This is a genomic window from Delftia tsuruhatensis (genome assembly GCF_903815225.1).
Classification (GTDB): Bacteria; Pseudomonadota; Gammaproteobacteria; order Burkholderiales; family Burkholderiaceae_C; genus Comamonas; species Comamonas tsuruhatensis_A.
The window spans coordinates 3651815-3677227 of sequence record NZ_LR813084.1; the positions used below are offsets into that span (position 1 = coordinate 3651815).

A 25413-nucleotide genomic window follows, 5' to 3' on the forward strand; every position below is an offset into this window, starting at 1 on the left:
GATCGATCTCCTTCACAGTGATGCGCCGGGCGCGCGGGCGGCCACGGGCGGGCCCTGGGGAGCCAGGGCCCGCGGGCAGTCGATTTCCATATCGAGCAGCATCTGGGCATAGCACTTGCCCAGCGGATCGGAGCGCAGGCTGCAGGAGCCGCCGCCGCCCAGCGCCTGGCGCAGCACGAAGTTCAATGCGCCCAGGCCAGGCAGTTCGTAGCGCGTGACCGGCCCGCTGGCCAGGTGGGCGAAGTAGGCCTGCACGCGATCGGCGCTGGCCTGTTCGCGCAGCACGGGCAGCCATTGCGGTGCACGCGCCATGAGGCCAATGTTGGCGTCGTCCCCCTTGTCGCCGCTGCGGCCATGGGCGATCCAGCCCAGCGGCACACGCACGGTGTCCTCGTCCGACGGCATCGCGGCGGGAGCCTCCGCCACGGCGGCCTCATCAGCGATGGCTGACGCCACCCCATCCGCCGTAACTGCGACCGTGACCGGGACCGGGACCGGGACCGGCAAGGCATCGGCCGCCACCTGGCATTGCACGGCCACGGCCGCCTTGGGCAGCAGGAAGGAGGCGGTGCGAATAACGCTTTGCACCTCGGACCGGCCGCCGAAGTGGCTGCGCGTGCCCGGACCCATGGAGGTACCGGCCGAGGAGGCTTCCTTTTGCAAAAAGCCCAGCGCGCGCCGGTCCGCATGCCGCGCGGCAATGCGCAGCACGATCTCGCGGCTATCGGCCACGCGGCGGTGGGGGCCGTACATGGACTCGGCGCCCAGCAGTTCCACCAGCGTTTCGCCATAGTCGGCAAAGCCCGCCGCACGCATCTGCACACGGGTGCGCGCCAGCAGCGCCTGGGCCGTGCGGCGGGCCTTGTCCATGGCGCGCTGGCCACGGATGGCCATCATGATGGCGATCTGCCAGCCCTGCTGGTAGGTGGCCGTGACCTTGTAGCCCGGCCCTGGCGCGCGCCCCCGTGCACCGCCGACGCGCACGCGCCCGCCCTCGCCGCCATGGCCAGCCAGGTCCTCGATGCGCACCTGCGAGAAGTCGCAGACCACGTCGGGCAGCGCATAGGCGCAGGGATCGCCTATCTCGTAGAGCAGTTGCTCGCCCACGGTCTGGCGCGTGACAAGGCCCCCGCGCCCTGCGGGCTGGAACAGCTCGAAGCCGCCATCGGCCTGCATGCGCACCAGCGGATAGCCGATGTCGGCCCAGTCGGGGACGGACTCCCAGTCGGTGAACAGGCCGCCCGTGGCCTGGGCGCCGCACTCGACCAGGTGGCCGGCCAGGCTGGCCTGGGCCAGGCGGTCGTAGTCGTCCATGCGCCAGCCGAACTCGTGGATGGCAATGCCCAGCAGCGCCGCACTGTCCACACAGCGGCCCGTGACCACGATGTCGGCGCCGCCGTCAAGCGCACGGGCGATGGGCCCGGCGCCCAGATAGGCGTTGGCCGACATCAGCGGCGGCAGCTGCGCGGGCAGCGGCTCCTGCAGCCAGGGCTCGAAGTCCTGCTGTCGGTCCAGCACATCGTCGCCCGTGACGATGGCGACCTTGACCTGCACGCCCTGCTCGCGCGCCAGCGCCAGGATGGCATCGCGGCAGCCTGCAGGATGCAGCCCCCCCGCATTGGAGACCAGGCGCACGCCCTTGTCGCGGATGGCCCGCAGATGGGGCCCGACCGCCGCCGTCACGAAGTCGGTGGCATAGCCCAGTTCGGGCGAGCGCAGCCGTGCGCGCTGCAGGACGGACATGGTGGTCTCGGCCAGGTAGTCGAACACCAGGTACTGCAGGCCCGGCTGCTGCAAAAGCTGGGGCACGGCCATCTGGGAGTCGCCCCAGAAACCCGATGCACCGCCGATGAGCACCGTGTGCTGCGCGGGCCGGTCCGGTAGGTTCAAGCGGCTCATGACAGCTCCTTGTCTTCATCGGCACGCACCTGCAGCAGCACCTGGCCCGCGGCCAGCTGCATGCCCGGGCGCACGCCCAGCGCCGCGATGCGGCCCGCGCCGGGCGCTGCCAGCGGCATTTCCATCTTCATGGACTCGATCACCAGCAGGGTATCGCCCCGCTCCACCCGCTGGCCCTCGTCCACCAGCACGGCGATGACACGGCCGCTCATGGGCGCGCGCAACGCCCCTCCCCCGCCCGCACTGCCGTGGCCGGCATCGAAGCGCAGCAGGCGCTCGAACACGAAGCTGTCCGCACCGTCCTGTACCCAGAGCTGCCCGCTGGCGTCCTGGTGGCAGTGCAGTGGCCGGTACAGGCCGTCGATCTCCAGCCCCAGCAGACCCGTCTGGGGCTCCCAGCGCAGATTGCCCAGTTGCCAGGAAACGGAGAGAGAGGGGGCCGCAGGCGCAGGATCGGTGGCACCGCGCGCCATGGGCGGCGGGCCATCCTCGCAGATCAGTTGCAGCCCGCCCCCGGTGTGGCTCAGCGTGTAGCCCTGCGCCGGGGATGGCGACGCCGGGTGGCTGGCATCGCGCAGCCACAGCGACCGGCCCGGCAACCGGTCCGTGATCCGGCCCGCAGCGACGGCGCCTGCCGCCAGGCCGATGCCGCCGCCCAGCAAAAGCGCGGCCGCCGCACGCGCATGGGGCGAGGGTGTGCGCCGCCAGGGGTCCTGCCCCAGGTCCTGGCGCCCCAGGAAATCCGTGGTCACCTCGCCTGCAGCGAACTGCGGATGCGCCAGGCAGCGGCGCAGAAAGCCCAGGTTGCTGCGCACGCCCAGCAGCGCCGTGCGTTCGCAGGCCTGGCGCAGGCTTGCCAGGCAGGCCTCGCGGCTGTCGCCCCAGGCCATGAGCTTGGCCACCATGGAGTCATAGAAGGGCCCGATTTCGGCGCCATCCTCCAGGCAGGTGTCGGCACGCACCTCGGGCGGCGCGCGCCACAGGCCCACCGTGCCGACCTGGGGCAGGTAGCCCTGCCAGGGGTCTTCGGCACACAGGCGCAGCTCGATGGCATGGCCGCGCAGGCGCACGTCCTGCTGTGCCGGCGCCAGCGGCTGGCCCTGGGCGATGCGGATCTGCTGCTCCACCAGATCCAGCCCCGTGACCAGCTCGGTCACGCCATGCTCCACCTGCAGGCGCGTGTTCATCTCCATGAAGTAAAAGCGCCGCTGCGCGTCCAGCAGGAACTCCAGCGTGCCTGCGCCCGTGTAGCCGATGGCCTCGCAGGCCTTGCGCGCCACCTCGCCCATCGCCTGGCGCAGCGCCTCGTCCACGGCGGGCGACGGCGCCTCCTCGATCAGTTTCTGGAAGCGCCGCTGGGTCGAGCAGTCGCGCTCGCCCAGGTGCAGGCAGCGGCCATGCTCGTCGCACAGCACCTGCACTTCGATATGGCGGCCATGCTCTATGGCGCGCTCCAGGATGATCTCGTCCGAGCCGAAGGCGCTGGCCGCCTCCGACCGCGCCTGGCGCAGCAGCGCCTCCAGTTCATCTTCGCGGCGCACCACGCGCATGCCCCGGCCGCCACCGCCCGCCGCAGCCTTCAGGATCACAGGAAAGCCGATGCGCCGCGCGGCATCCAGTACCTGGCGCGCATCGCCATGGGCCGCCGCCCCAGGCACCGTGGGCACGCCTGCGGCGTCCATGGCCTGCTTGGCCCGGGCCTTGTTGCCCATCAGGTCGATCACGCCCGGCGAGGGCCCCACGAACACCAGCCCCGCATCGGCCACGGCCTGCGCGAAGTCCGCGTTCTCGGACAGGAAGCCATAGCCCGGATGGAGGGCCTGGGCGCCCGCACGCCGGCAGGCCGCGATCAGCGCCGCGCCATCGCGGTAGCTCTGGTCGGCCGGCGTGGGGCCTATGTGCACGGCCAGGTCGGCAAGGCGCACATGGGGGCTGTGCGCATCGGCATCGGAATACACGGCCACGCAGCGCAGGCCCATGCGCCGCGCCGTGCGCATGATGCGCAGAGCGATCTCTCCACGGTTGGCGATCAGCAGGGTGTCGAAGCGCATGTCCGGCTCCCCGCTCAATCCGCACGCCGGGGCAAAGTGCCCATGTGCTTGCAGATGATGGTCAGCATGATTTCATCGGCGCCGCCGCCGATGGAGATCAACCGCAGGTCGCGCCAGGCGCGCGAGACGCTGTTGTCCCAGGTGAAGCCCATGCCGCCCCAGTACTGCAGGCAGGAATCCGTGACCTCGCGGCACAGGCGCCCGGCCTTGAGCTTGGCCATGGAGGCCAGCTGGGTCATGTCGCCGCCGCCCATATGGACCTGGGCCGCGCGGTAGATCAGCGAGCGCAGCAGTTCCACCTCGGTCTTGAGTTCGGCCAGCCGGAAGTGCACGGACTGGTTGTCGAGGATGGAGCGCCCAAAGGCCTGGCGCTGGCGCGTGTATTCGATGGTGTCATGGATCACCTTGTCCAGCGCCGTCACGCGCCGAGTGGCACCGCTCAGGCGTTCCTCCTGGAACTGGCGCATCTGATAGGTGAAGCCCTTGCCCTCCTCGCCGATGCGATAGCGCTGGGGCACGCGCACGTCGTCGAAGAAGACCTGGGCCGTATCCGAGGCCCACATGCCCACCTTGCGGATCTTCTGCATGCTGATGCCGGGGCGCAGCCTGCCGTTCTCGCGCAGCGGCACGCAGATCAGCGACTTGTTGCGGTGCACATCGCCTTCGCTGGTATTGGCCAGCAGGCACATCCAGTCGGCCTGGGTGGCGTTGGTGATCCACATCTTGGAGCCGTTGATGACATAGTCGTCCCCGTCCTTGCGCGCCGTGGTCTTGAGCGAGGCCACGTCCGAACCCGCGCCCGACTCGGACACGCCCAGGCAGACCACCATGTCACCCGCCACCGTGGGCTTGAGGAACTGCTCGCGCAATGCGTCCGAACCGAAGTGCGTGAGCGCCGGCGTGGCCATGTCCGTCTGCACCGCAATGGCCATGCCCACGCCGCCGCTGCTGATGCTGCCTATGGCCTCGCAGAATGCGATCTCGTAGCTGTAGTCCAGGCCCATGCCACCGTATTCCACGGGCTTGTTCACGCCCAGCAGGCCCGCCGCGCCCAGCTTCTTGAACACCTCGTGGGCGGGGAAGATCTCGGCCGCCTCCCATTCATCGACATGGGGCTCGATCTCCCTGGCGATCAGCCTGCGCACGCTGTCTTGCAGGGCGATATGGTCGGAAGTCATCATGCTGTGCTCTCCTTGGTGGGCTGTGAACTTGCGAAGCCGGGCCCGCGCGGCATGGCGCCGCGCCACCAGGCGGGAAGGGATGGCGGGGCCGCCCTCAGCGCTCTAGAGGCGGGCCACGCCGAACTGCACGGGATGCAGGTCGCGCCGGCGCGCGCCGGCCGCCGTGGCCAGCGCCATGGCCAGCCAGGCGCGTGTCTCGCGCGGGTCGATCACGCCGTCGTCCAGCAACAGGCTGCTGGTGTGGATAGCGCCCGACTGCGAGTCGAAGGCCTGGACGATGTCCCGGTCCTGCGCATCCAGGGCCTGCGCGTCGGGCTCGGCGCCCGCGCGCCGTGCGGCGGCTTCGGCCACCATGCGCATGGTCATGGCCGCCTGCTCGCCGCCCATCACGGCCGTGCGCGCGTTGGGCCAGGAAAACAGCAGGTCGGGCCGGAAGGCGCGCCCGCACATGCCGTAGTTGCCCGCGCCATAGGAGGCGCCACACATCACCGTGAAGCGCGGCACGGGTGCATTCGACAAGGCCTGGATCAGCTTGGCACCATGCTTGATCATTCCGGCCTCCTCATGGCCGCGCCCCACCATGAAGCCCGTGATGTTCTGCAGGAAGACCAGGGGACGGCCCAGCTGGACGCACAGCTGTATGAACTGCGCGGCCTTGTTGGCGCCGTCGCTGTCCAGCGGGCCGTTGTTGGTGAGCAGGCCCAGCTCGTGCCCTTCGATGGCCGCGTAGCCGCAGACCGTCTGGGCGCCGAAGGCCTGCTTGAAGGCATGGAAGTCCGATCCGTCCACCAGCCGCGCGATGACCTCGCGCATGTCCACCGGCGTGCGCGTGTCGGCCGGCATGATCTGCAGCAGCTCCTCTGCGTCGTGGCGCGGGGGCCGCCAGGCGGGGGCTGGCGCATCGGTCCAGCCTATGCGGGCCATGATCTCGCGTACGCGCATGATGCCGTCCAGGTCGTTGTCGGCCAGGTAGTCGGCCAGGCCCGAGGTGGCGGCATGCATGTCGGCGCCGCCCAGTTCCTCGTCGCTGGCCTCCTCGCCCGTGGCGGCCTTGAGCAGCGAGGGCCCTGCTAAGTAGGCGCGGGCCTGGCCACGCACCATGACCACATAATCGGACAGCCCCGGCAGGTAGGCGCCGCCAGCCGCAGAGGAGCCATGGATCAGCGACACCACGGGCAGCCCTGCCGCCGACAGCCGCGCCAGGTTGTAGAACATGCCGCCGCCCACCAGGAAGCGCTCCACCCGGTACTTGCGCAGATTGCCGCCCGCGCTCTCCACCAGCTGGATCAGCGGGAGCTTTTGCGCCAGCGCGATCTCCTGCGCCCGCATGAGCTTTTGCCCCGTGAGCGACTGCATGGCCCCCGCGCTGATGCCCGCATCATTGACGGCCACCATGCAGCGCACGCCCGAGACATGGCCTATGCCCGTGATCAAGGCGCTGCCGGGCAGGCTGGTGGCGGGGTCCGGGTCCTCCAGGCTGCAATAGCCGGCCAGGGACATCAGTTCATGGAAAGGCCTGTCGGCATCAAGCAGGTGTGCCAGCCGCTCGCGCGGCAGCAGCTTGCCCTGGGCATGGAACTGCTGCGCCGCGCGCGCCGAACGCTGCACGGCGCGCTGCTCCAGCTGCCGCACCTCGTCCAGGCGCTCCTGCATATGGCGGCGGTTGCGCTGCGCTGCGCCTTCCAGCCCGGGGGGCTGCACTTTGGCATCCATGGCTTGTCTCCATTGCTCTGCTTATGGATGGCCATGATGTCAGAGGCTTGCGCGCAGTTCCAACAACAAGTTCAGGGCTGCAAGGATAAGAAACCCTTATGGATCGGACTCGATCGCTTCTCAGGAAATCACATTCCGGATGAAGCGCGTCACGCCTTCGTGCAAGTTCACATAAGCGTAGTCCTGGGCGCTGCCGTAGATGGCATAGTCGCCAGCCTCGATGGTCATGGGGCCTTCGCTCAGATCCACCAGCAGGCGACCCTCGATCACCACGATCATCTCGTGCCAGCCTTCCGGGTCGGGTTCGGCCTGGTAGCGTTCGCCGGGTCCCAGGGACCATGACCACAGTTGGGCCTCGCGCGTGGCGGGCACGCTGCCCAGCAGCATGGCCTGGCTTTCGGGCCGGGTGCCGCGCCAGGCCATGGCGTCCATGCGCAGGCGCTGCGCGGCCGGGTCGCTGACGATTTCGATGAAGCTGGCGCCCAGCGCGTCGGCCAGCCGGTCCAGGCTGGACAGGCTGATGTTGGTGTCGCCCCCTTCCAGCTGCACGACCATGCGCCGGCTCAGGCCTGCGGCCTCGGCCAGGGCCGCCTGGCTCAGGCCGGCACGCTGGCGCAGGCGGCGCAGGTTTTCGCTGACGAAAGCCAGGACATCGGAGCGCCCGCCAGCGCTGTGCAATATATTTCTCATATGATGTGCGCAATATGCTGCGCACGCCATCTTCCCACATTCCCTCCCCACCGCTGCCGAGCCGCCAGGAACTGGCGCTGATCGCCGTCACCATGGTCTGGGGCGGCACCTTTCTCGTGGTCCACCTGGCCATGCAGTACAGCGGGCCGCTGTTCTTCGTGGGCCTGCGCTTCGTCACGGCCGGCATCATCGGGCTGGTGGTCTTTCGCAAGGTGATGGCGGGGCTCACACGCACCGAAGTGGTGGCGGGCATGGCCATCGGCGCCAGCATCTTCCTGGGCTACGGTCTGCAGACTTTCGGCCTGCAGACCATCAGCAGCAGCAAGTCGGCCTTTCTGACCGCGCTGTATGTGCCCATCGTGCCGCTGCTGCAGTGGCTGGTCATGGGCAAGCCGCCGCGCCTGATGAGCTGGATCGGCATCGGCCTGGCCTTCACGGGCCTGTTGCTGGTGGCGGGCCCCGAATCCGGCGGGCTGGGGCTGAGCGTGGGCGAGATCGCCACCATGCTGAGCACGCTGGCGATTGCCGCCGAGGTGCTGCTGATCGGCCATTTCGCGGGCAAGGTCGATGCACGCCGCGTGACCACGGTGCAACTGCTGGCCGCTGGCGTGCTCGCGTTGCTGGCCATGCCGGTGGCGGGCGAGTCGGTGCCCGACTTCTCCTGGGTCTGGCTGGTGGCCGCCGTGGGCATGGCCTGCGCCAGCGTCATCATCCAGCTGACCATGAACTGGGCCCAGAAGTCCCTGTCGCCCACGCGCGCCACCGTGATCTATGCCAGCGAGCCCGTCTGGGCCGGCATCGTGGGACGGGTGGCGGGCGACCGGCTGCCGGGCCTGGCCATCCTGGGCGCCGCGCTCATCGTGGGCGGCGTGCTGGTCAGCGAGCTGAAATGGACGAGGCGCAAGGCCGGCACCGCGCCCGCCTGAGCCGGGCGGCATGCCCCGGGCCTTCAAGCGCGGATTCATGGCGCACTCTTGATGCGCCCTTGATGCCGCTGGCGGCAAACACGATCCGTTCTTGAGGCAGCCCTGCCTAGAGTGAAGGTCTCGCAACAAAAGGCTTCGCGTGAAGCCGTTCCGCCATGAGACCTGTCGCCATCCTCCAGCACGAATCCGCCCAGGGCCCCGGCATCCTGCGCGAGCACCTGGAGCAGCAGTGCATTCCCTTCCGTCTGCTACACCCGGCCCTGGAAGGCCGCGCGCCCGTGCAGGCCCGCGACTACAGCGGCATCGTGGTGCTGGGCAGCAACCACTGCGTGAACGAGGGGCGGCCCTGGATGGCCGACGAACAGGCCCTGCTGGCCGATGCGCTGCGCCATGACGTGCCGGTGCTGGGCCACTGCTTCGGCGCCCAGATGCTGGCGCGCGCCATGGGCGCACGGGTCTGGCGCAACCCTTGCCCCAACATCGGCTGGAGCCGCGTCTGGGTCACGGCCGCCGCCCAGCGCCTCATGGACCTGCCGCGCCAGGCCACCCTGTTCCACTGGCACTACGACACCTTCGAGATCCCGCGCGGCGCCGTGCGCACCATGTATGGCAGCCACTGCCTGAACAAGGGCTTTCGCCATGGCCGGCACTGGGCCTTCCAGGGGCACATGGAGGTGACGGCAGCCAGCATCGCCGAATGGTGCGCGCAGGGCCATGACGAACTGCTGCTGGCACGCGGCCCCGCCGCGCAGACCGAGTGGCAGATCCTGCGGCAGATCGACCTGTGCCTGCCCGCGCTGCAGGCCCTGGCGCAGCGTGCCTACGGTGCCTGGACTGCGCAGCTGGAGCGGCCCCGGGTGTTTGCCGTGGGTTCAGCGTTGCGCTAAACCGTCACAGCAGCCCCGCCTCCCCCCGCACCAGGTCCCACACGCTTTGTGCCACGGGCGACAGCTCGCGCTGTCGGCGGCGCACCAGCATGATGTCGCGCTGCACGCGCGGCAGCAGCGGGCGGCTGGCCAGGGCCTGTGCAGGGGCTGCGCCGTCGGCCTGGGCGCTGCGCCACTCGGCGGGAATGGCCAGCTCCGGCACCACGCTCAGGCCCAGGCCCGCCTGCAGCATGCTGAAGATGGTGGTCGTGTGGCCGACTTCCTGCACCACGGGCGCCTTGGCCTGGTGGGATTGCAGGGCCGCGTCGATCAGGCGCCGGCTGCCCGACGCATGGTCCAGCAGCACCAGCGGCTGGCGGGCCAGTTCGCTCCAGGCGACCTGGCGCTTGCGCGCCAGCCGGTGCGAGGCCGGGCAGACCAGGCTGAAGGGTTCGCTCAGGATGGTTTCGCAGTGCAGGTCGTCGCGGCCCTGGGGGTCGATGACCACGCCGAAGTCCACCTCGCCGCTGCGCACGCTTTGCAGCACGTCGCTCTGGATGCGGTCCAGCAACAGCAGTTCGATGCCGGGTGCCTGCTCGCGGCAGCGTGCGATGCAGCGTGGCATGAGATGGGCCGACAGCGTGGGGCTGCTGGCCACGCGCACCTTGCCCAGGCGCTGCGTGGCCAGGCCGCTGACTTCGAGCAGGCATTCATCCAGCGCATCGAGCACGCGCGTCACATTGCCCTGCAGCAGACGGCCGGCCTCGGTCAACTCCACCTCGCGCGTCGTGCGATGCAGCAGTTGCACGCCAAGGGCCTGCTCCAGTTCGGTGACGTTGCGGCTGACGGCGGGCTGGGTCAGGGCCATCAGCTCGCCCGCGCGGCTGAAGTTGCGGCTTTCGGCCACGGCCAGGAAGGCGCGCAGCTGGCGCAGGCTGATATTCATGAGAAAAAATTATAAAACCATCAGATAAATCCATTTCTCTTTTCAATACGGCTGGCGTCCAATCGGGGCCATTGCCGCGGCAGGCGCCGCGGCTTCCGATCGAGAGAGTTCTTCCATGGCACGCCCCCGCTTCGCCCCCGACAATTTCACGCTGATGCTGCTGTCCACCGTGGCACTGGCCAGCTTCCTGCCCGCCTCGGGCCGGATTTCCCAATGGCTGGAGGTGGCGACCACGCTGATGGTCAGCCTGCTGTTCTTCCTGCACGGCGCCAAGCTCTCGCGCGAGGCCATCTTCGCGGGCATCGGCCACTGGCGGCTGCACCTGACCATCTTCGCGGCCACCTTCGTGCTGTTCCCCGTGCTGGGCTGGGCATTGCGTCCGGTGCTCGAACCCCTGGTCACGCCGGAGATGTACATGGGCGTGCTGTTCCTGTGCACGCTGCCGGCCACGGTGCAGTCGGCCATTGCCTTCACGGCCATGGCGCGCGGCAACATGCCGGCGGCCGTGTGCAGCGCCTCGGCCTCGACGCTGATGGGCATCGTGATCACCCCCATCCTGGTCAGCATGCTGCTGCACAAGAGCGCCGAGGGCGGCGATGCGCTGCAGGCCATCGGCAAGATCGCCGTGCAGCTGCTGCTGCCCTTCGTGGCCGGCCATCTGCTGCGTCCGGCGATCGGCGGCTTCATCTCGCGCCATGCCAAGCGCGTGAAGTTCGTGGACCAGGGCTCCATCCTGCTGGTGGTCTACACGGCCTTCAGCGCCGCCGTGATCAGCGGCCTGTGGCAGCAGACGCCCCTGCCCGCCCTGCTGGGCCTGTTGCTGCTGTCGTCCATCCTGCTGGCCCTGGTGCTGGTCATCACCTCCTGGACCGCGCGCCGCCTGGGCTTTTCCAAGGAAGACGAGATCACCCTGGTGTTCTGCGGCTCCAAGAAGAGCCTGGTCAGCGGCGTGCCCATGGCCAAGGTGCTGTTCGAGTCCAGCGCCGTGGGCGCCATCGTGCTGCCGCTGATGATCTTCCACCAGTTGCAGCTCATGGTCTGTGCCGTGCTGGCCCAGCGCTATGCGCGCCGGCCCCAGCACCCCGAGGCCATCGAGGACGGAGCGGCACCTGCCGCCAAGGCGAACGCTGCGCCGGCCAAGTAGGGCTCTCCAGCAGCGCCAGGACGGCGGCGGATCTTGCGCGACAGGCGGCAGGCCCCTTCTTCAGGGAGCCACGGGGCTGCAGGCCTGCGAGGCCCCGCCCGGAAACACCCGCTCGCACAGGAAATCCACGAGCGCACGGACCTTGGGCGCGAGATGCCTGCCCGCCGGCCACAGTACGTGGAATGTGTTCACATGCCCCATCTGGCCGGCCAGCACGGTCTGCAGCAGGCCTTCGGCCAGCGCCTGCCGGACCGCGAAATCGGGCAGATAGGCGATGCCCAGCCCCTGCAGGGCAAAGCACAGCCGCGTCTCGATGTTGTTGCAGACCATGGAGACGGGCAAGGCCAGCGGCAGGCCCTGCCCGTCCGTGCGGCCGTGGGCATCGGCCCCTACCCATTCCTCCAGCTTTCCGCTGTGCGGGAAGCGGTAGTGCAGGCAGGAATGCGCCAGCAAGTCGGCGGGCGCCTGCGGCACGCCCCTGCGCTGCAGATACGCGGGCGAGGCCACCGGCATCATCCGGAACTGGCCCAGGCGCCGCGCCGTCAGCCGTGAATCGGCCGGCTCGCCCGAGCGGACCACGGCATCGAAGCCTTCCTCGATGACGTCCACCAAGCGGTCGGAAAAATCCAGGTCCAGCTCGATCTCGGGGTACTCGCGCATGAACTCGCCGAGCACGGGCAGCACCAGCGAGCTGACCAGGGGCAGGCTCACGCGAAGCCGTCCGCGCGGCGTGGCCGTGGCCTGCGACAGCTCCAGCTGGGCGGCCTCGATCTCGGCCAGGATGCGGCGGCTGCGCTCCAGGAACAGCAGCCCTTCCGCCGTCAGCGTGATGCTGCGCGTGCTGCGGTGAAACAGCCGCACGCCGAGCCGGTCCTCCAGCCGCGCAATGCCTTTTCCGACGGCCGATGCGGAGACGCCCAGCATCCGCCCCGCCGCCGCGAAGCTGCGCGTTTCCGCCACCTGCACAAACACCGTGAAGCCGTTGAGGCTGTCCATTCATCCTCCAATTGCGGACATTTTTTTCCGCGCATCTCGGAACTCTAGCCTGCTTTTTCTTCAATCCAGGCGTGCCTATCGTCACGGCCATCCCGTTCGAAAAGGAGTTTCCGTGACGATTTCCCCTCGCCTTCCCCATTGCGACACCCCGCAGGCGCCCTGGTCGCAACACATTGCTTCGGTGGTGCGGCAGGCCATCGAGGCGCAGCGCCTGGTCGGCGCCGTGGTGCTCGTGGCGCATGACGGCCGGCTGCTGCACCAGCAGGCCGCAGGCCTGGCCGACCGAGAAAGCGGACGCGCCATGGCGCTGGATACCATCTTCCGCCTCTCCTCGGTCAGCAAGCCCATCGTCAGCGCCGCCGCGCTGAAGCTGGCGGCTCAGGGCCGGCTGGCACTCGATGACGGCGTGGACCGCTGGCTGCCCGGGTTCCGGCCCCGCACGGCCGACGGTCGCCCGGCGCGCATCACCGCAAGACAGCTGTTGAGCCACACGGCGGGACTGGGCTACCGCTTCCTCGAAGCCGATGGCGATGGCCCCTACGCGAGAGCCGGGGTGTCGGACGGCATGGACGGCTCGGACATCAGCCTGGACGAGAACCTGCGGCGCATCGCCAGCGTGCCGCTGCTGTACGAGCCGGGCACGGCATGGTGCTATTCGCTGGCCACCGACGTGCTGGGGGCCCTGGTGGAGCGTGTGCAGGATGCCGCGCTGGCGGACGCGGTGCACACCCTGGTCACCGGACCGCTAGACATGGCCGACACCGGCTTCACCGCCCGCGCACCGCACCGCGTGGCCACGGCCTATGTGCAGGGCACGCCGCAACCACACCGGCTGGAGGAAGGCGAGACCGTGCCGGTCTTCGACGGCACGGTCGGCATCGCCTACAGCCCTCGGCGCATCTTCGATGCCCGGGCATTTGCCTCGGCCGGCGCAGGCATGTCGGGCACGGCCGGGGATGTGCTGCGCCTGCTGGAGGCCTTGCGGCCCGGTGGCGCCAATGCCTTGCTTGCCGCGGACTGGAGCACGCAGATGGCGCGGGACCAGATTCCGGCACTGGACCTGCCCAATGCGCCGGGCTTCGGCTTCGGGCTGGGCTTTTCGGTGCTGCGCGACCCGTCCGCCGCCCGCTCGCCAGAGTCTGCTGGGACCTGGCGCTGGGGCGGGGCCTACGGCCACTCCTGGTTCGTGGACCCGGCACGCAAGCTCAGTGGCGTGGCCCTGACCAACACGCTGTACGAGGGCATGCATGGCCGCTTCGTCACGGATCTGCGGGATGCGATCTACGCAGCACCGGCCCTGGAGCAGGCACGATGAGCACGGCACGCCAGGACCGTTTCCCGCTGCCGGAGCTGCTGGCCCTGGGCATGGCGGCCTTCATCGCTATCCTGACCGAAGCCCTGCCCGCCGGCCTGCTGCCCCGGATGGCGCAGGACCTGGGCGTGACCGAGGCCTGGGCGGGCCAGACCGTCACGGCCTATGCCCTGGGGTCGCTGCTGGCCGCCATTCCGCTGACCATCGCCACCCAGGCCGTGCGGCGCCGGCCGCTGCTGCTGGCGGCCATCGCCGGCTTCGCGCTCGCCAATCTGGTCACCACGGTCTCCAGCCACTATGGCCTGACCATGGCTTCGCGCTTTGTTGCGGGCGTATCGGCCGGCCTGCTCTGGGCACTGCTGGCCGGCTATGCCGCGCGCATGGTGCCGGCCCATCAGCAGGGCCGCGCCATCGCGGTGGCCATGGCAGGCACGCCGCTGGCCCTGTCGCTGGGCGTGCCGGCGGGCAGCTTCCTGGGCACGCTGGCGGGCTGGCGCATCTGCTTCGCCGCCATGAGCGTGCTGGCCCTGCTGCTGATGGCCTGGATACGCCTGCGCGTGCCTGACTTCGCCGGCCAGCCCGCGGGCCGGCGGCTGCGCCTGGGCCAGGTGCTCCTGTTGCCCGGCATCCGCTCCGTACTGTTCGTGGTGCTGGCCTTCGTGCTGGCGCACAACATGCTCTATACCTACATAGCGCCGCTGCTGGCCGCCGTGGACATGGCACGGCGCACGGACCTGGCGCTGCTGGTGTTCGGCGGGGCCTCGCTGCCGGGCATATGGGCCACGGGACTGCTGATCGACCGCCACCTGCGCGCACTGACCCTCGCCAGCACCCTGCTCTTCGGCACGGCGGCACTGGCGCTGGGCGTGGCAGGCCCGGCGCCCCTGGCCATCTATCTGGCGGTGGGCGCCTGGGGCCTGGCCTTCGGCGGCTCGGCCACCCTGTTCCAGACAGCACTGGCCAAGACGGCTGCGCATGGCGTGGCCGGCGCGACCGACATTGCCCAGTCCATGCTGGTGACGACCTGGAACGCGGCCATTGCGGGCGGCGCCATCGTGGGAGGCACCGTGCTCCAGCACCTGGGCGTCACCGGGCTGTCTCCGTTCGCGCTGGCCCTGCTGGCCGCCGCGCTGGTTGCCACATGGCGCGCCAGCCGGCATGGCTTTGCCGCGCCCGTGCCAGACTGAGCGGGTGCCCCTCAGGCCCGCGCCTTGAAGGCCGGCAGCTGATCACCGAGGCGCTTTCCCATTTCCGTGCCCAGCGCCTGCAGCCCGCTCATGGGGCGGACCATGACCTCGAACTCGCGGATCAGGCCTTGTTCGTCGAAGCGGATGAAATCGATCCCCTTGAGGTTTCTGTCGCCCACGCGAGCGCTGAATTCCAGCACCACGTCCAGGCCGTCGTCGCTGGCCAGCTGCCGGTGGTAGGTGAAGTCCTCGAACACCTGTATCACGGTGTTCAGCGCCAGCACCAGTGCGGGCGCGGAGGCATAGGGCGTGTTCGCCATGGGTGAGCGGAACACCGCATCGGGGTGGACGATGGTGGCCAGCTCGCCCAGGTCGTGGGCGGCGACCATGCGGTGCCACAGGTCGAGCGAGCGGGCGACCGCGGGATGGGCGTTCTTCGGGGGATGCGACATGCTTGTCTCCTTGGGGTTGAAAACGGCGGTCAGATGCGGGCGGCCAGGGCGGTTCCCTGGAGGATGGCGCGCTTGGCGTCCAGCTCGGCCGCCACGTCGGCACCGCCGATCAGGTGCACGCTGCGGCCCGCCGCCTGCAGTTGCGCCTGCAGCTCACGCAGCGGCTCCTGGCCTGCGCACAGCACCACGTTGTCCACCGCAAGCAGCTGCGGCTGGCCGTCCACGGTGATGTGCAGGCCGGCATCGTCGATGCGCTCGTAGGCCACGCCCTGGCTCATGCCCACGCGCCGCGCCTTCAGCGAGGTGCGGTGGATCCAGCCCGTGGTCTTGCCCAGTTGGTCCCCCACCTTGGAGGACTTGCGCTGCAGCAGGTGCACGCGGCGCGGCGAGGGCTCGACCTGCGGGTCGGCCAGGCCGCCGGCCTTCGCATAACCGGTGTCGATGCCCCACTCGGCATAGAACTTGTCCGGTGCCACGGCGCCGCTGTCGCCTGCATGCGTGAGGTACTCGGCGACATCGAAGCCGATGCCGCCCGCGCCGATGACGGCCACGCGCTCGCCCACGGGCCTGTCATCGCGCAGCACGTCCAGGTAGCCGAGCACCTTGGGATGGTCCACGCCCTCGATGGCGGGCACGCGCGGACGGATGCCCGTGGCCAGCACAATCTCGTCGTAGCCCTCCTCGATGAGCCGGGCCGCCTCGACGCGCCGGCCCAGGTGCTGCACCACGCCGGCCAGCTCCAGCTGGCGCCGGAAATAGCGCAGCGTCTCGTGGAATTCCTCCTTGCCCGGCACCTTCTTGGCGATGTTGAGCTGGCCGCCGATCTCGCTGCCCGCATCGAACAGGGTCACCGCATGCCCTCGCCGCGCGGCGGTGACGGCAAAGGCCAGGCCGGCCGGGCCCGCGCCCACCACGGCGATGCGCTTGGGCGCGGGCGCGGGCTCCAGCACCAGTTCGGTCTCATGGCAGGCGCGCGGGTTGACCAGGCAGGAGGTGATCTTGCCACCGAAGGTATGGTCCAGGCAGGCCTGGTTGCAGGCGATGCAGGTATTGATCTCGTCGGCCCGGCCCTGGCGCGCCTTGCGCACGAAGTCGGCATCGGCCAGCAGCGGGCGCGCCATGGACACCATGTCGGCAAAGCCCTCGGCCAGCAACTGCTCGGCGACTTCGGGTGTGTTGATGCGGTTGGAGGTGATCAGCGGAATGCCCACCTGGCCCATGAGCCGGCGCGTGACCCAGGCATAGGCGGCGCGCGGCACCTTGGTGGCAATGGTCGGGATGCGCGCCTCATGCCAGCCGATGCCGGTGTTCAGCAGCGTCGCGCCGGCCGCCTCGATGGCCTGCGCCAGCGCGATGACCTCCTCCAGCGTGGAGCCACCCTCCACCAGGTCCAGCATGGACAGCCGGTAGATGATGATGAAATCCGGCCCCACCCGCTCGCGCGTGCGCCGCACGATCTCCACGGGAAAGCGCATGCGGTGGGCATGGCTGCCGCCCCATTCGTCGTCGCGGTGGTTGGTGCGCGCCGCGATGAATTCGTTGATCAGATAGCCCTCGGAGCCCATGATCTCCACGCCGTCGTAGCCCGCGTGCCGCGCCAGGGCCGCGCAGCGCGCGAAGTCCTCGATGGTCTGCTCCACCTCGTCCGCATCCAGCGCATGGGGCACGAAGGGGTTGATGGGCGCCTGCAGCGCGCTGGGCGCGACCAGGGCCGGATGGTAGGCATAGCGGCCGAAATGCAGTATCTGCATGGCGATCTTGCCGCCCTCGGCATGGACGGCGCGCGTGACGATGCGGTGCTGCCCGGCCTCGTGCTCGTTGACCAGCATGGCCCCGCCCTTCATGGGCCGGCCGCGCTCGTTGGGGGCGATGCCGCCCGTGACGATCAGCCCCACCTCGCCGCGCGCGCGCTCGGCATAGAAGGCGGCCATGCGCTCGAAGCCGTGGGGCACCTCTTCCAGCCCCACGTGCATGGAGCCCATGAGCGCGCGGTTCCTGAGCGTGGTGAACCCCAGGTCCAGGGGCGCATTCAGGTGGGGATAGTGGGTCATGTTCGTCTCGCTTTTATGCAACGGGTTGCATGAATGTAGCCACCCGTCTTTATTTATGCAACTGGTTGCGCAAAAGATTGCAAAACCCCCATCGACCCGGTGGCCAGGCCGCGAGGTGCCCGGGCTTGAGGCAAGATGGCACCCCGTTCCAGTCTCCCGTCGCCGATGTCCCTGCCTCACGCCCTTCTCACCGCCCTGGTCGAGCACGAATGCTCGGGCTCGGAACTTGCCGAGCGCTTCGACCGTTCCATCGGCTACTTCTGGAATGCCACCCACCAGCAGATCTACCGCGAACTCGCGCGGCTGGAGGAAGCAGGCTGGACCGAGGCGCTGCCCGCCGAATCCGGCCGGGGCCGCAAGCGCCAGTACCGCATCCTGCCGGCCGGGCGCACGGAGCTGCGCCGCTGGGTGGCCGAACAGGAAGACCCCAAGCCGCTACGCGAGGAATGGATGGTGCGCCTGCGTGCCGAGGCCGTCATCGGCCCCTGCGGGCTGGATGCCGAGGTGCAGCGGCTGCAGGCCCTGCACCAGGCCCAGCTCGATGTCTACCGGCGCCTGGAAGAACGCGACTTCCTTGGCAGGCCCCCCACGCGCGAGCGGCGCCTGCAGCACCTGGTGCTCAAGGCCGGCATCCGGCATGAAGAACTGTGGCTGGGCCTGCTGCGCGAGGCCCGCGAGATCCTGGAGATGCCGGCCAGGCCTTGAGGTGCATGCGGCGCCGCGCCATCGCGCAGTGGACATGCTCCACGTTGTGGAGTCACGGCGCAGGCGGCTGAAGCCGCCGTTCAGATATGCAGCATCGCCAGGCCGCCCACGCCAAGGCCGAGCACTGCCACGCCGAGCATGGCGTATTCGAGCCATTTCTTCTTGGTCAGCAGCGCAATGGCTGCGAGGGCAATGGCGACCTGCAGCGCGGTGGTGGCCTGAGCCCAGCGGTGATGCAGGTGCATCTGCAGCTCGGACTGCTCGTCCCGGTGCCGGGCCTCGGCTTCCAGGCGTTCGGCATCGTGCTTGATGTCGTCCTTTTCCTTTTCGTAGCGCTCCACCTTGGCCTGGTAGGCTGCCCGCCTGTCCTCCGTCGTGGCCAGGTCACGCGCGAACTCGGACAGCGACTGCTTGGTGCTCTTGGCCTGATAGAAGGCCCACTGGTTGGCTGCTTCGGTCTTCTTGATGGCTGCGTCGTTCTTGTACAGTCCGGCATTGGCCTGGGTCGCCCCGCCCATGTAAGAGAAGATGGCGCCCACGGTGGCGATGACCGCGGTGCACATGGCGATCTGGTTGGTCAGGCTGCCGCCGCCGATGCCGTGGTGGGCGGTCTGCCCGTGCTCGCCCTCGGCGGCATGTTCGAGTTCGTGATCGTGTGGGCCATGGACGTGAAAACCGCCGGAAGACATTTGTGCCAACTCCTTGATAGCAATGGGTGGCGCATTATGGGGCCGGCTGGCGGCCCTCCGGGCTCCGGGAGTGACGGGCCCCGAGGATGAAGCCGTCGCTCCATTCAGCCGCCGAACGGCCCATGCAGCGCCAGGCCCGGCACATCCATGGTGGCACGCAGGATGCGGCCATGCGTGGAGTCGGTCACGTACAGCGTGCGCCGGTCCTCACCCCCGAAAGCCAGGTTGGTCAGCGAGCTGCCGGGCACGCCGCGCAGCACCTGCACGGGCTCGGCACGGTGGTTGAGCACCCAGACCAGGCCCAGGCCGGGGTTGGCCACCAGCAGGCGGCCCTCGGCATCCACGGCCAGGCCATCGGGGCCGCTGGGGCCATGGGAGGTGAAGAACTGTCCCACCTTGGCCACGCTGCCGTCAGGCATCAGCGGCACGCGCCACACGCAGTTGCCGCGCGTGGCGGCCAGGTAGAGCACACGCCCGTCGGGCGACAGCGCCACGCCGTTGGGGCTGGGCACGTTGGACAGCAGCAGGTCCAGCTGGCCGTCGGGGCGCAGGCGGTACAGGCGGCCGACGGGCTCGTGCAGGCCGCTCTGGCCCTGGTCGGTGAAGTACAGGTTGCCGCCTGCATCGAAGACCAGGTCGTTGACGCCCCTGAACCGCTCGCTGTTGCGCCGCTGCAGGTGGGGGCTGATGCGGCCAGTCGCCACATCCAGACGCATCAGGCCGTTCTTGTAGTCGGTGATCAGCAGCGTGTCCGCATCCAGGAACTTCATGCCGTTGGGCTCGCCGTCGTACTCGGCCACCAGGCTCCAGACGCCTTGCGGGTCGATGCGGAACACGCGGCCCCAGGGGATGTCGGCCACGTAGAGGTGGCCCGCGCCGTCGAACACCGGCCCTTCGAGGAAGGAATCCGTGACGGCGCCGCCCCGGTTGGCATCGGCCCAGTCGCTGCGCTCGCGGCGGCGAAAGGCGTCGGGCATGGCGCTGAATGGCTCCAGTTCACGGACTTCGGGGGCTTGCAGCAAAAACATGAGGGGACTCCTTCAAGAACCGCACGGGAATCCGTACAGGTGCGCCGGGTTGTCGACGAGGATGCGCTGCATCATGGCCGGTGTGGCGGCCCAGGCGTCCAGCAGATCGGCCAGGTCGGCGTCGTCCACGCTGCCCGGCGCCTCGGTGGTGTGGGGCCAGTCGCTGCCCCAGACCAGGCGCTCGGGCGCGGCCTGCACCAGGGCGCGGCCCAGGGGCAGCGTGTCGGCATAGGATGGCGCGCCCACCGCCGAGCGCATGTAGGCGCCCGACAGCTTGACCCAGGTATTGCCCCCGTCCAGCAGACGGCGCAGCGTGTCCCAGGCCTCGCCCTGCGGACCGTGCGCGGGATCGATGCGGCCCATGTGGTCCACGACCAGGGGCACGGGCAGCGCGGCGAGCACGGGCGCCATGTCCACCAGTTGCTGCGGATGGACGAAGACCTGCACATGCCAGCCCAGGCGCGCAATCCGCCGCGCCAGCGTGGCCAGCATGTACGCCGTGGTCTCGCCCCAGGACTGGGGCGAGACGAAGTTCACGCGCAGTCCGCACACGCGCCGCACGGCCAGGCGGTCCAGTTCGGCATCGTCCACGTCGTGGGCCACCACGGCCACGCCGCGTGCGGCCTCGCCCAGCTGGTCCAGCGCATCCAGCGTGCAGCGGTTGTCCGTGCCATAGGTCGATGGCGTGACCACCACGGCGCGCGCGGTGCCCAGGCGCTGCTGCAACTGCCGGTACATGGCCACGTCCGCATGGGGCGGTCTGCGCGGCCAGTGCGGCGATGGCGCAAAGCGCGGGTCGAAGATGTGCATGTGGCTGTCGCAGGCGTGCTGCGGCAGGACGGCATTCGGCCGGCGCTGCAAGGGTGCCGTCATTGCCGCTCCATCCCGAGCTTGCCGGCGACCTGGGCCCACAGCCGCGCGTCGCTCTTGAGCTTGTCGGCAAACGCCGGCCCGCCTGCGACATCGGCCACCGCCCCCATGTCGTCGGCAAAGGCCTGCATGTCCGCGCCCGCCATGGCGATGGCGTTGTTCTTGCGCAGTGTCTGCACGACGGCCTCAGGTGTGCCCTTGGGTGCCCACAGGCCGGTGAAGTTGAGCACCTGGTAGGCCGGCGCACCCGCCTGGGCGAAGGTGGGCACGTTCGGCAGCGCCTTCAGGCGCTGCTGGCCGCTGACTGCCAGCAGGCGCAGCTTGCCGCCGCGCACCTGCCCCATGACGCCAGGGGTCGAGGCGATCTGGAAATCGATCGATCCGCCCAGCAGCGCCAGCGTGGCCTCGCCCGCACCCTTGTAGGGCACGTGCACGGCATCCAGCCCGCTGGCGGCCTTGAGTGCCTCGGTGGCGAAATGCGGCAGGGTGCCGGCGCCGCCGGAGCCATAGTTGAGCTTGCCCGGATGCGCCTGCGAATAGGCCACCAGCTCGCCCAGCGTCGTGAACGGCGAACTGTTGGCCACCACCAGAGCCGTGGGCGCGAAGTTGAAGCCAGCGACCGGCACCAGGTCGTGGGCATGGTCCCACGGCAGCTTCTGGAAGACCTGCGGCAGGATCGAGTACGTGGTGTCGTTGGCCAGCAGCGTGTAGCCATCGCCTGGCGAGCGCGCGACCTGCGCCGTGCCCACAGTGCCGGTGGCACCGGCCTTGTTGTCGACAAAAAAACTCTGGCCCGTCTGCTCGCTCAGCTTCTGGGCGATGCGTCGCGTCACCTGATCGACAGCGCCGCCGGCGGGATAAGGCACCACGATCCGCACCGCCCGGGCGGGATAGGCCGCCTGGGCCAGGGCGGCCGCAGCGGGCAGCATCAGAACCGCAGCTGCCAGCAGCTTGCCTGCCTGCCTTCGGGGCATGGTCTGCTTGAGCATGTATCTCTCTCCTGTGTCAGTCAAAGCGCAACCGGTGGTACATGGCCATGCGCTCAGTCCAGCACGATGGCGCCCTTGCGCACCACCTCGCCCCACCTGGCGTCTTCCTTCTTGAGGAAGGCAGCGAACTCCTGCGGCGTCGTGCCCATGGGCTGGGCGCCCAGGTCGTTCAGGCGCTGGCGCACCTCGGGCTCGCCCAGCGCATCGACCAGGGCCTGGCGCAGCTTGGCGGCCACGGGCGCGGGTGTGCCGGCGGGCAGGAACACGCCGTTCCACTCATAGGCCTCGTAGCCCGGGATCACCGTCTCGGCCACCGTGGGCACGTCGGGCAGGCGTGCCGAACGCTCGGGCGCCGCCACCGCCAGCGCCCGCAGCTTGCCGCCCGTCACCAGCGGATAGGTGGCGGCCATGGTGCCGAACATGAAGTCCACCTGCCCGCCCATCACGTCGGAGATGGCAGGGCCGCCGCTCTTGTAGGGCACGTGGACCATGTCCAGTCCCAGCCGCTGGCGGAACAGCTCCGCCGCCAGGCGCTGCACCGTGCCGCTGCCGCCCGAGGCGAAGTTGATCTTGCCCGGCGCGGCCTTGGCGCGCGCGGCCAGGTCGGCCACGCTGCGCACGGGCGAGTCGGCCTTGACCACGACCACGTTGGGCATGAGCAGCACCAGCGACAGCGGCTCCAGCGCATCGCGTGCGAACGGCAGCTTGGGGAACAGGTGGGGGTTGATCGAAAACGGCGTGGCGTCGTAGAGCACGGTATAGCCGTCGGCGCGCGCCTTGGCCACCTGGCTGGCACCGATGGTGCCGCTGGCGCCGGGCCGGTTGTCCACGATGACGCTGGTGCCCAGCCGCGCGCCCATGCGCGTGGCCAGCAGGCGTGCGGCCGCGTCGGCGCCGCCACCGGGCGCATAGGGCACGACCAGGGTGATGGGCCGCTCGGGAAAGGCGGCATGCGCCACGGCGGCAGCCAGGGCACAGGCTGCGATCAGGGTTCTGGCAAGCAGTTTCATGGTGTGTCTCCTTCAGTGGTCTGCGGTGGTCGGTCGGCGGCTCATTCCGCCTTGAGGTTCAGGTCCCGGGCGATCTGCGCATACGTGCCTGCCTCGGTGGCCACGCGCTGCGCAAAGGCCGCGCCGCAGTGGGACTCGGCGTCCATGCCCAGGCCGCGCAGCTTGTCCGCCGCCGCCGGGCTTTGCGCGAATTCGCGGGCTGCGCGCTCCAGCGCCTGGACCACACCGTCGGGAATGCCGGCCGGTGCCAGCACGCCATACCAGACGTCGGCCGCATAGTCGCCGCCGCCTGCCTCGGCGAAGGTGGGCACCTGCGGCAGCAGGGACGAGCGCCGGGGCGAGGCCACGGCCAGCGCCGTGAGCTTGCCGCCGCGGATCTGCGGCAGCACCGAGCCCAGCGTGGCGAAGGAGCTGTCCAGCTGGCCGCCCATCAGGTCCGTGACCACGGGCGCCGCGCCCTTGTAGGGCACATGGTTGAGCTTCAGGCCCTTGGCCCGCGCGAACATTTCGGTGGCGAAATGGCCCGAACTGCCCATGCCCGCCGTGCCGGCCGTGACGCTGCCGGGCTGGCTGCGCGCGCGGTCCATGTACTCCTGCAGGCTGCGCACGGGCATGCCCTGCCCCACCACCAGCACGGTGGGGCTGCTGGCCACGGTGCACAGCGGCCGGAACGAGCGCACCACATCGAACTTCACGCGCCCCTGGTAGAGCGCCGGGATCATGCTGTGGTTGGTGGCGCCGAACAGCAGCGTGTAGCCGTCGGCCGGCGCGGCAGCCACGGCCTGGGCGGCCAGGATGGTGTTGGCGCCGGGCTTGTTGTCCACCACGAAGGGCTGGCCCAGCGCTTGGCCCGCATGGTCGGCAAAGGCGCGCGCCACCACGTCGGTGGGACCGCCCGCGGCAAAGCCCACCACCAGCCGCACGGGCTTGGCCGGATAGGCCTTCTGCGCCAGTGCGGGCTGGGCGGCGCATGCCGCAAGTCCCAGCGCGGCCAGCGTTGCGTGGCGCAGCGCACGGCGGCGGGCTGCCGCGACAATCTTCGACATCGCTTGTCTCCTCGCCTGCTGTGCAGCCTCAGGCCCCGGCCGCCACGGGGGGGCGCGCCAGCACCTCCAGCGCGTTCCTGGCCGCGCCAACGCCCATGTTGACGTAGGCATCGCCGGTCACGCCACCAATGTGGGGACTGAGCACGAAACGCGGCTCGCCCTGGAACGGATGGCCCGCCACCATGGGTTCGACCACGAAACTGTCCAGGCCCGCCGCGGCCACCTGCCCCGAACGCACGGCCGCCAGCAGCGCCGCCTCGTCGATCAGGCCGCCGCGCGCCGTATTCACCACGATCACGCCGCGCTTGCAGGCGGCCAGCGTGGCCGCGTCCAGCATGCCCCGGTTGTCCTCGGTCAGCGGGCAGTGCAGCGAGATGGCATCGGATTCGCGCCAGATCGTCGCCAGGTCCACGGCCTGCACGTATGCCGGCAGGTTCTTCGCGAAGGGATCGAAGCCGATCACGCGCATGCCCATCGCATCGGCCATGCGGGCAAAGCGCAGGCCGATGGCGCCCAGGCCCACCAGGCCCACGGTGCGCCCGCCCAGCTCCAGGCTCTTGTGCGTGGCCTTGTCCCAATGGCCGGCATGCATGCGTGCATCGAGCTGCACCACGGACTTGGCGCAGGCCAGCAGCAGGGCCAGGGCCTGCTCGGCCACGGCCGCCGCATTGGCACCGGTGGCAGCCACCACGGCGATGCCGCGCTCGCCGGCCGCCGCCTTGTCGATGGTGTCCGTGCCGCTGCCGTGCTTGGAGATCACGCGCAGCGAGGGAGCCGCATCCATCACGGCCGCGCCCACCTTGCCGTAGCGCACGATGATGGCCACGGGATCATGGGCGCGGCACAGTGCGACCAGGTCGTCCTCGGTGGGTGCCTTGCCGGCGTAGACGATATCGTGGCCAGCGAGCAGTTCCACGGCCTGTTGTGCCAGGTCGGCACCGGTGACGATGATGGTGCTCACAGCGATTCTCCTTCCTTGAGGACGCCGGCGGCGCGCAGCGCAGCAGGCAGCCACTTCGACGCGGTGTCGCCGCGCGCGATGGCTTCGATGCGCGCGGCTTCATCGGCCACCTTCCTGTCGGCAAGGGCCATCATCGCGGGCGCCTTGGCGCGCTCGATGACGACCACGCCGTCGGCATCGCCCACGACCAGGTCGCCGGGGTTCACGATGGCGCCGCCGGCAGAGACGGGATGGTTGATGCGGCCCGGCACGAACTTGGTCGGGCCTGCGGGATTGAAGCCCGCGCTGAACACGGGAAAGTCCAGCTCCAGCAGTTCCAGCTTGTCGCGGATGGCGCCATCGACGATGACGCCGGCCAGGCCCAGCTTCTTGCAGGCGCTGAGCATCAGCGTGCCCATCAGCGCGGCGGTCTGGTCGCCCTTGCCGTCGATGACCAGCACGTCGCCGGGACGGGCCAGCGCGATGGCGGCGTGGATCATGAGGTTGTCGCCGGGGCGCACCTCGACAGTGAAGGCCGGGCCGGCGACCTTCATGGCCTGGTGCACGGGCGCCACGCGGGCATGCATGGTGCCGCGGCGGCCCGCCACGTCGGCCAGGATGGCGGCCTGAAAGCCGGCGGCGCGGCGCACGACCTCGGCGTCCACGCGCTCGATGTCACGGATGATTTCGGGAAGTTGGCTCATGATGGTCCAGTCGGTTCA

At 69.7% G+C, this 25413-nt stretch carries 23 protein-coding genes; 6 read left to right on the forward strand and 17 right to left on the reverse strand.

The window, feature by feature from the left end:
- Positions 1–12 precede the first annotated feature (12 nt).
- From L1Z78_RS16540 to L1Z78_RS16560, 5 genes are all read right to left on the reverse strand, one after another.
- Positions 13–1899 (reverse strand): acyclic terpene utilization AtuA family protein, encoded by a 1887-nt coding sequence (locus tag L1Z78_RS16540; RefSeq protein ID WP_234637481.1) that lies wholly within the window; start codon positions 1897–1899, stop codon positions 13–15.
- Positions 1896–3950, reverse strand: coding sequence for an acetyl/propionyl/methylcrotonyl-CoA carboxylase subunit alpha (locus tag L1Z78_RS16545; protein ID WP_234637482.1), 2055 nt, complete (start codon positions 3948–3950; stop codon positions 1896–1898). The genes L1Z78_RS16540 and L1Z78_RS16545 overlap by 4 nt, the downstream gene beginning before the upstream one ends.
- A 14-nt stretch (positions 3951–3964) precedes the next feature.
- Positions 3965–5131: an acyl-CoA dehydrogenase family protein gene (locus L1Z78_RS16550; RefSeq protein ID WP_234637483.1), complete on the reverse strand. Its 1167-nt coding sequence runs from the start codon at positions 5129–5131 to the stop codon at positions 3965–3967.
- A 102-nt stretch (positions 5132–5233) separates the two neighbouring features.
- Positions 5234–6844, reverse strand: coding sequence for an acyl-CoA carboxylase subunit beta (locus L1Z78_RS16555; protein ID WP_234637484.1), 1611 nt, complete (start codon positions 6842–6844; stop codon positions 5234–5236).
- Between the two features lie 120 nt (positions 6845–6964).
- Positions 6965–7534 carry a helix-turn-helix domain-containing protein gene (locus tag L1Z78_RS16560; protein ID WP_234637485.1) on the reverse strand — a complete coding sequence of 190 codons (570 nt, stop codon included), beginning with the start codon at positions 7532–7534 and terminating at the stop codon, positions 6965–6967.
- A 14-nt stretch (positions 7535–7548) separates the two neighbouring features.
- Between L1Z78_RS16560 and L1Z78_RS16565 the strand changes: the two genes are divergently transcribed.
- Positions 7549–8460, forward strand: a complete 912-nt coding sequence (locus L1Z78_RS16565) for a DMT family transporter (RefSeq protein ID WP_234637486.1) — start codon at positions 7549–7551, stop codon at positions 8458–8460.
- A gap of 155 nt (positions 8461–8615) precedes the next feature.
- Positions 8616–9347, forward strand: a complete 732-nt coding sequence (locus L1Z78_RS16570) for a type 1 glutamine amidotransferase (protein ID WP_234637487.1) — start codon at positions 8616–8618, stop codon at positions 9345–9347.
- A 4-nt stretch (positions 9348–9351) separates the two neighbouring features.
- On the opposite strand, the gene L1Z78_RS16575 is transcribed toward L1Z78_RS16570, so the two are convergent.
- Positions 9352–10272 (reverse strand): LysR family transcriptional regulator, encoded by a 921-nt coding sequence (locus L1Z78_RS16575; RefSeq protein ID WP_234637488.1) that lies wholly within the window; start codon positions 10270–10272, stop codon positions 9352–9354.
- Positions 10273–10387: 115 nt separating this feature from the next.
- Here L1Z78_RS16575 and L1Z78_RS16580 point away from each other — a divergent pair, with 115 nt between their 5' ends.
- Positions 10388–11416, forward strand: a complete 1029-nt coding sequence (locus L1Z78_RS16580; protein WP_234637489.1) for a bile acid:sodium symporter family protein — start codon at positions 10388–10390, stop codon at positions 11414–11416.
- Positions 11417–11476: 60 nt separating this feature from the next.
- Here L1Z78_RS16580 and L1Z78_RS16585 read toward each other — a convergent pair whose 3' ends face one another.
- Positions 11477–12412 (reverse strand): LysR family transcriptional regulator, encoded by a 936-nt coding sequence (locus L1Z78_RS16585; protein ID WP_234637490.1) that lies wholly within the window; start codon positions 12410–12412, stop codon positions 11477–11479.
- 112 nt (positions 12413–12524) lie between these two features.
- On the opposite strand from L1Z78_RS16585, the gene L1Z78_RS16590 reads away from it, so the two are divergent.
- The gene (locus L1Z78_RS16590; RefSeq protein ID WP_234637491.1) at positions 12525–13727 is read left to right on the forward strand and encodes a serine hydrolase domain-containing protein; all 1203 of its coding nucleotides are present in this window, start codon (positions 12525–12527) and stop codon (positions 13725–13727) included.
- Positions 13724–14911 carry an MFS transporter gene (locus L1Z78_RS16595; protein WP_234637492.1) on the forward strand — a complete coding sequence of 396 codons (1188 nt, stop codon included), beginning with the start codon at positions 13724–13726 and terminating at the stop codon, positions 14909–14911. The genes L1Z78_RS16590 and L1Z78_RS16595 overlap by 4 nt, the downstream gene beginning before the upstream one ends.
- 11 nt (positions 14912–14922) lie before the next feature.
- On the opposite strand, the gene L1Z78_RS16600 is transcribed toward L1Z78_RS16595, so the two are convergent.
- A complete protein-coding gene (locus L1Z78_RS16600; RefSeq protein WP_234637493.1) occupies positions 14923–15363 on the reverse strand; it encodes a nuclear transport factor 2 family protein in 441 nt (146 codons plus the stop codon).
- A gap of 29 nt (positions 15364–15392) precedes the next feature.
- Positions 15393–17414, reverse strand: coding sequence for an NADPH-dependent 2,4-dienoyl-CoA reductase (locus L1Z78_RS16605; protein WP_234637494.1), 2022 nt, complete (start codon positions 17412–17414; stop codon positions 15393–15395).
- Between the two features lie 165 nt (positions 17415–17579).
- Here L1Z78_RS16605 and L1Z78_RS16610 point away from each other — a divergent pair, with 165 nt between their 5' ends.
- Complete coding sequence (locus tag L1Z78_RS16610) at positions 17580–18119, forward strand: PadR family transcriptional regulator (RefSeq protein ID WP_234637495.1); 540 nt, start codon at positions 17580–17582, stop codon at positions 18117–18119.
- 80 nt (positions 18120–18199) lie between these two features.
- Here L1Z78_RS16610 and L1Z78_RS16615 read toward each other — a convergent pair whose 3' ends face one another.
- The 8 genes from L1Z78_RS16615 to L1Z78_RS16650 form a co-directional block, all read right to left on the reverse strand.
- A complete protein-coding gene (locus tag L1Z78_RS16615) occupies positions 18200–18808 on the reverse strand; it encodes a DUF4337 domain-containing protein (protein WP_234637496.1) in 609 nt (202 codons plus the stop codon).
- A gap of 104 nt (positions 18809–18912) precedes the next feature.
- On the reverse strand, positions 18913–19836 hold the full coding sequence (locus L1Z78_RS16620) for an SMP-30/gluconolactonase/LRE family protein (protein WP_234637497.1): 924 nt from the start codon (positions 19834–19836) through the stop codon (positions 18913–18915).
- 12 nt (positions 19837–19848) lie between these two features.
- Positions 19849–20709 carry an amidohydrolase family protein gene (locus L1Z78_RS16625; RefSeq protein WP_234637498.1) on the reverse strand — a complete coding sequence of 287 codons (861 nt, stop codon included), beginning with the start codon at positions 20707–20709 and terminating at the stop codon, positions 19849–19851.
- A complete protein-coding gene (locus L1Z78_RS16630) occupies positions 20706–21680 on the reverse strand; it encodes a Bug family tripartite tricarboxylate transporter substrate binding protein (protein ID WP_418921710.1) in 975 nt (324 codons plus the stop codon). Before L1Z78_RS16630 ends, L1Z78_RS16625 begins: the two co-directional genes overlap by 4 nt.
- Before the next feature lie 68 nt (positions 21681–21748).
- Positions 21749–22705, reverse strand: coding sequence for a tripartite tricarboxylate transporter substrate binding protein (locus L1Z78_RS16635; protein ID WP_234637499.1), 957 nt, complete (start codon positions 22703–22705; stop codon positions 21749–21751).
- 41 nt (positions 22706–22746) lie between these two features.
- Positions 22747–23751: a tripartite tricarboxylate transporter substrate binding protein gene (locus L1Z78_RS16640; RefSeq protein ID WP_234637500.1), complete on the reverse strand. Its 1005-nt coding sequence runs from the start codon at positions 23749–23751 to the stop codon at positions 22747–22749.
- A 28-nt stretch (positions 23752–23779) separates the two neighbouring features.
- Positions 23780–24712, reverse strand: a complete 933-nt coding sequence (locus L1Z78_RS16645) for an NAD(P)-dependent oxidoreductase (RefSeq protein WP_234637501.1) — start codon at positions 24710–24712, stop codon at positions 23780–23782.
- Entirely contained in the window at positions 24709–25395 is a 687-nt protein-coding gene (locus L1Z78_RS16650; RefSeq protein WP_234637502.1) for an RraA family protein, read from the reverse strand. The genes L1Z78_RS16645 and L1Z78_RS16650 overlap by 4 nt, the downstream gene beginning before the upstream one ends.
- Between the last annotated feature and the right edge of the window lie 18 nt (positions 25396–25413).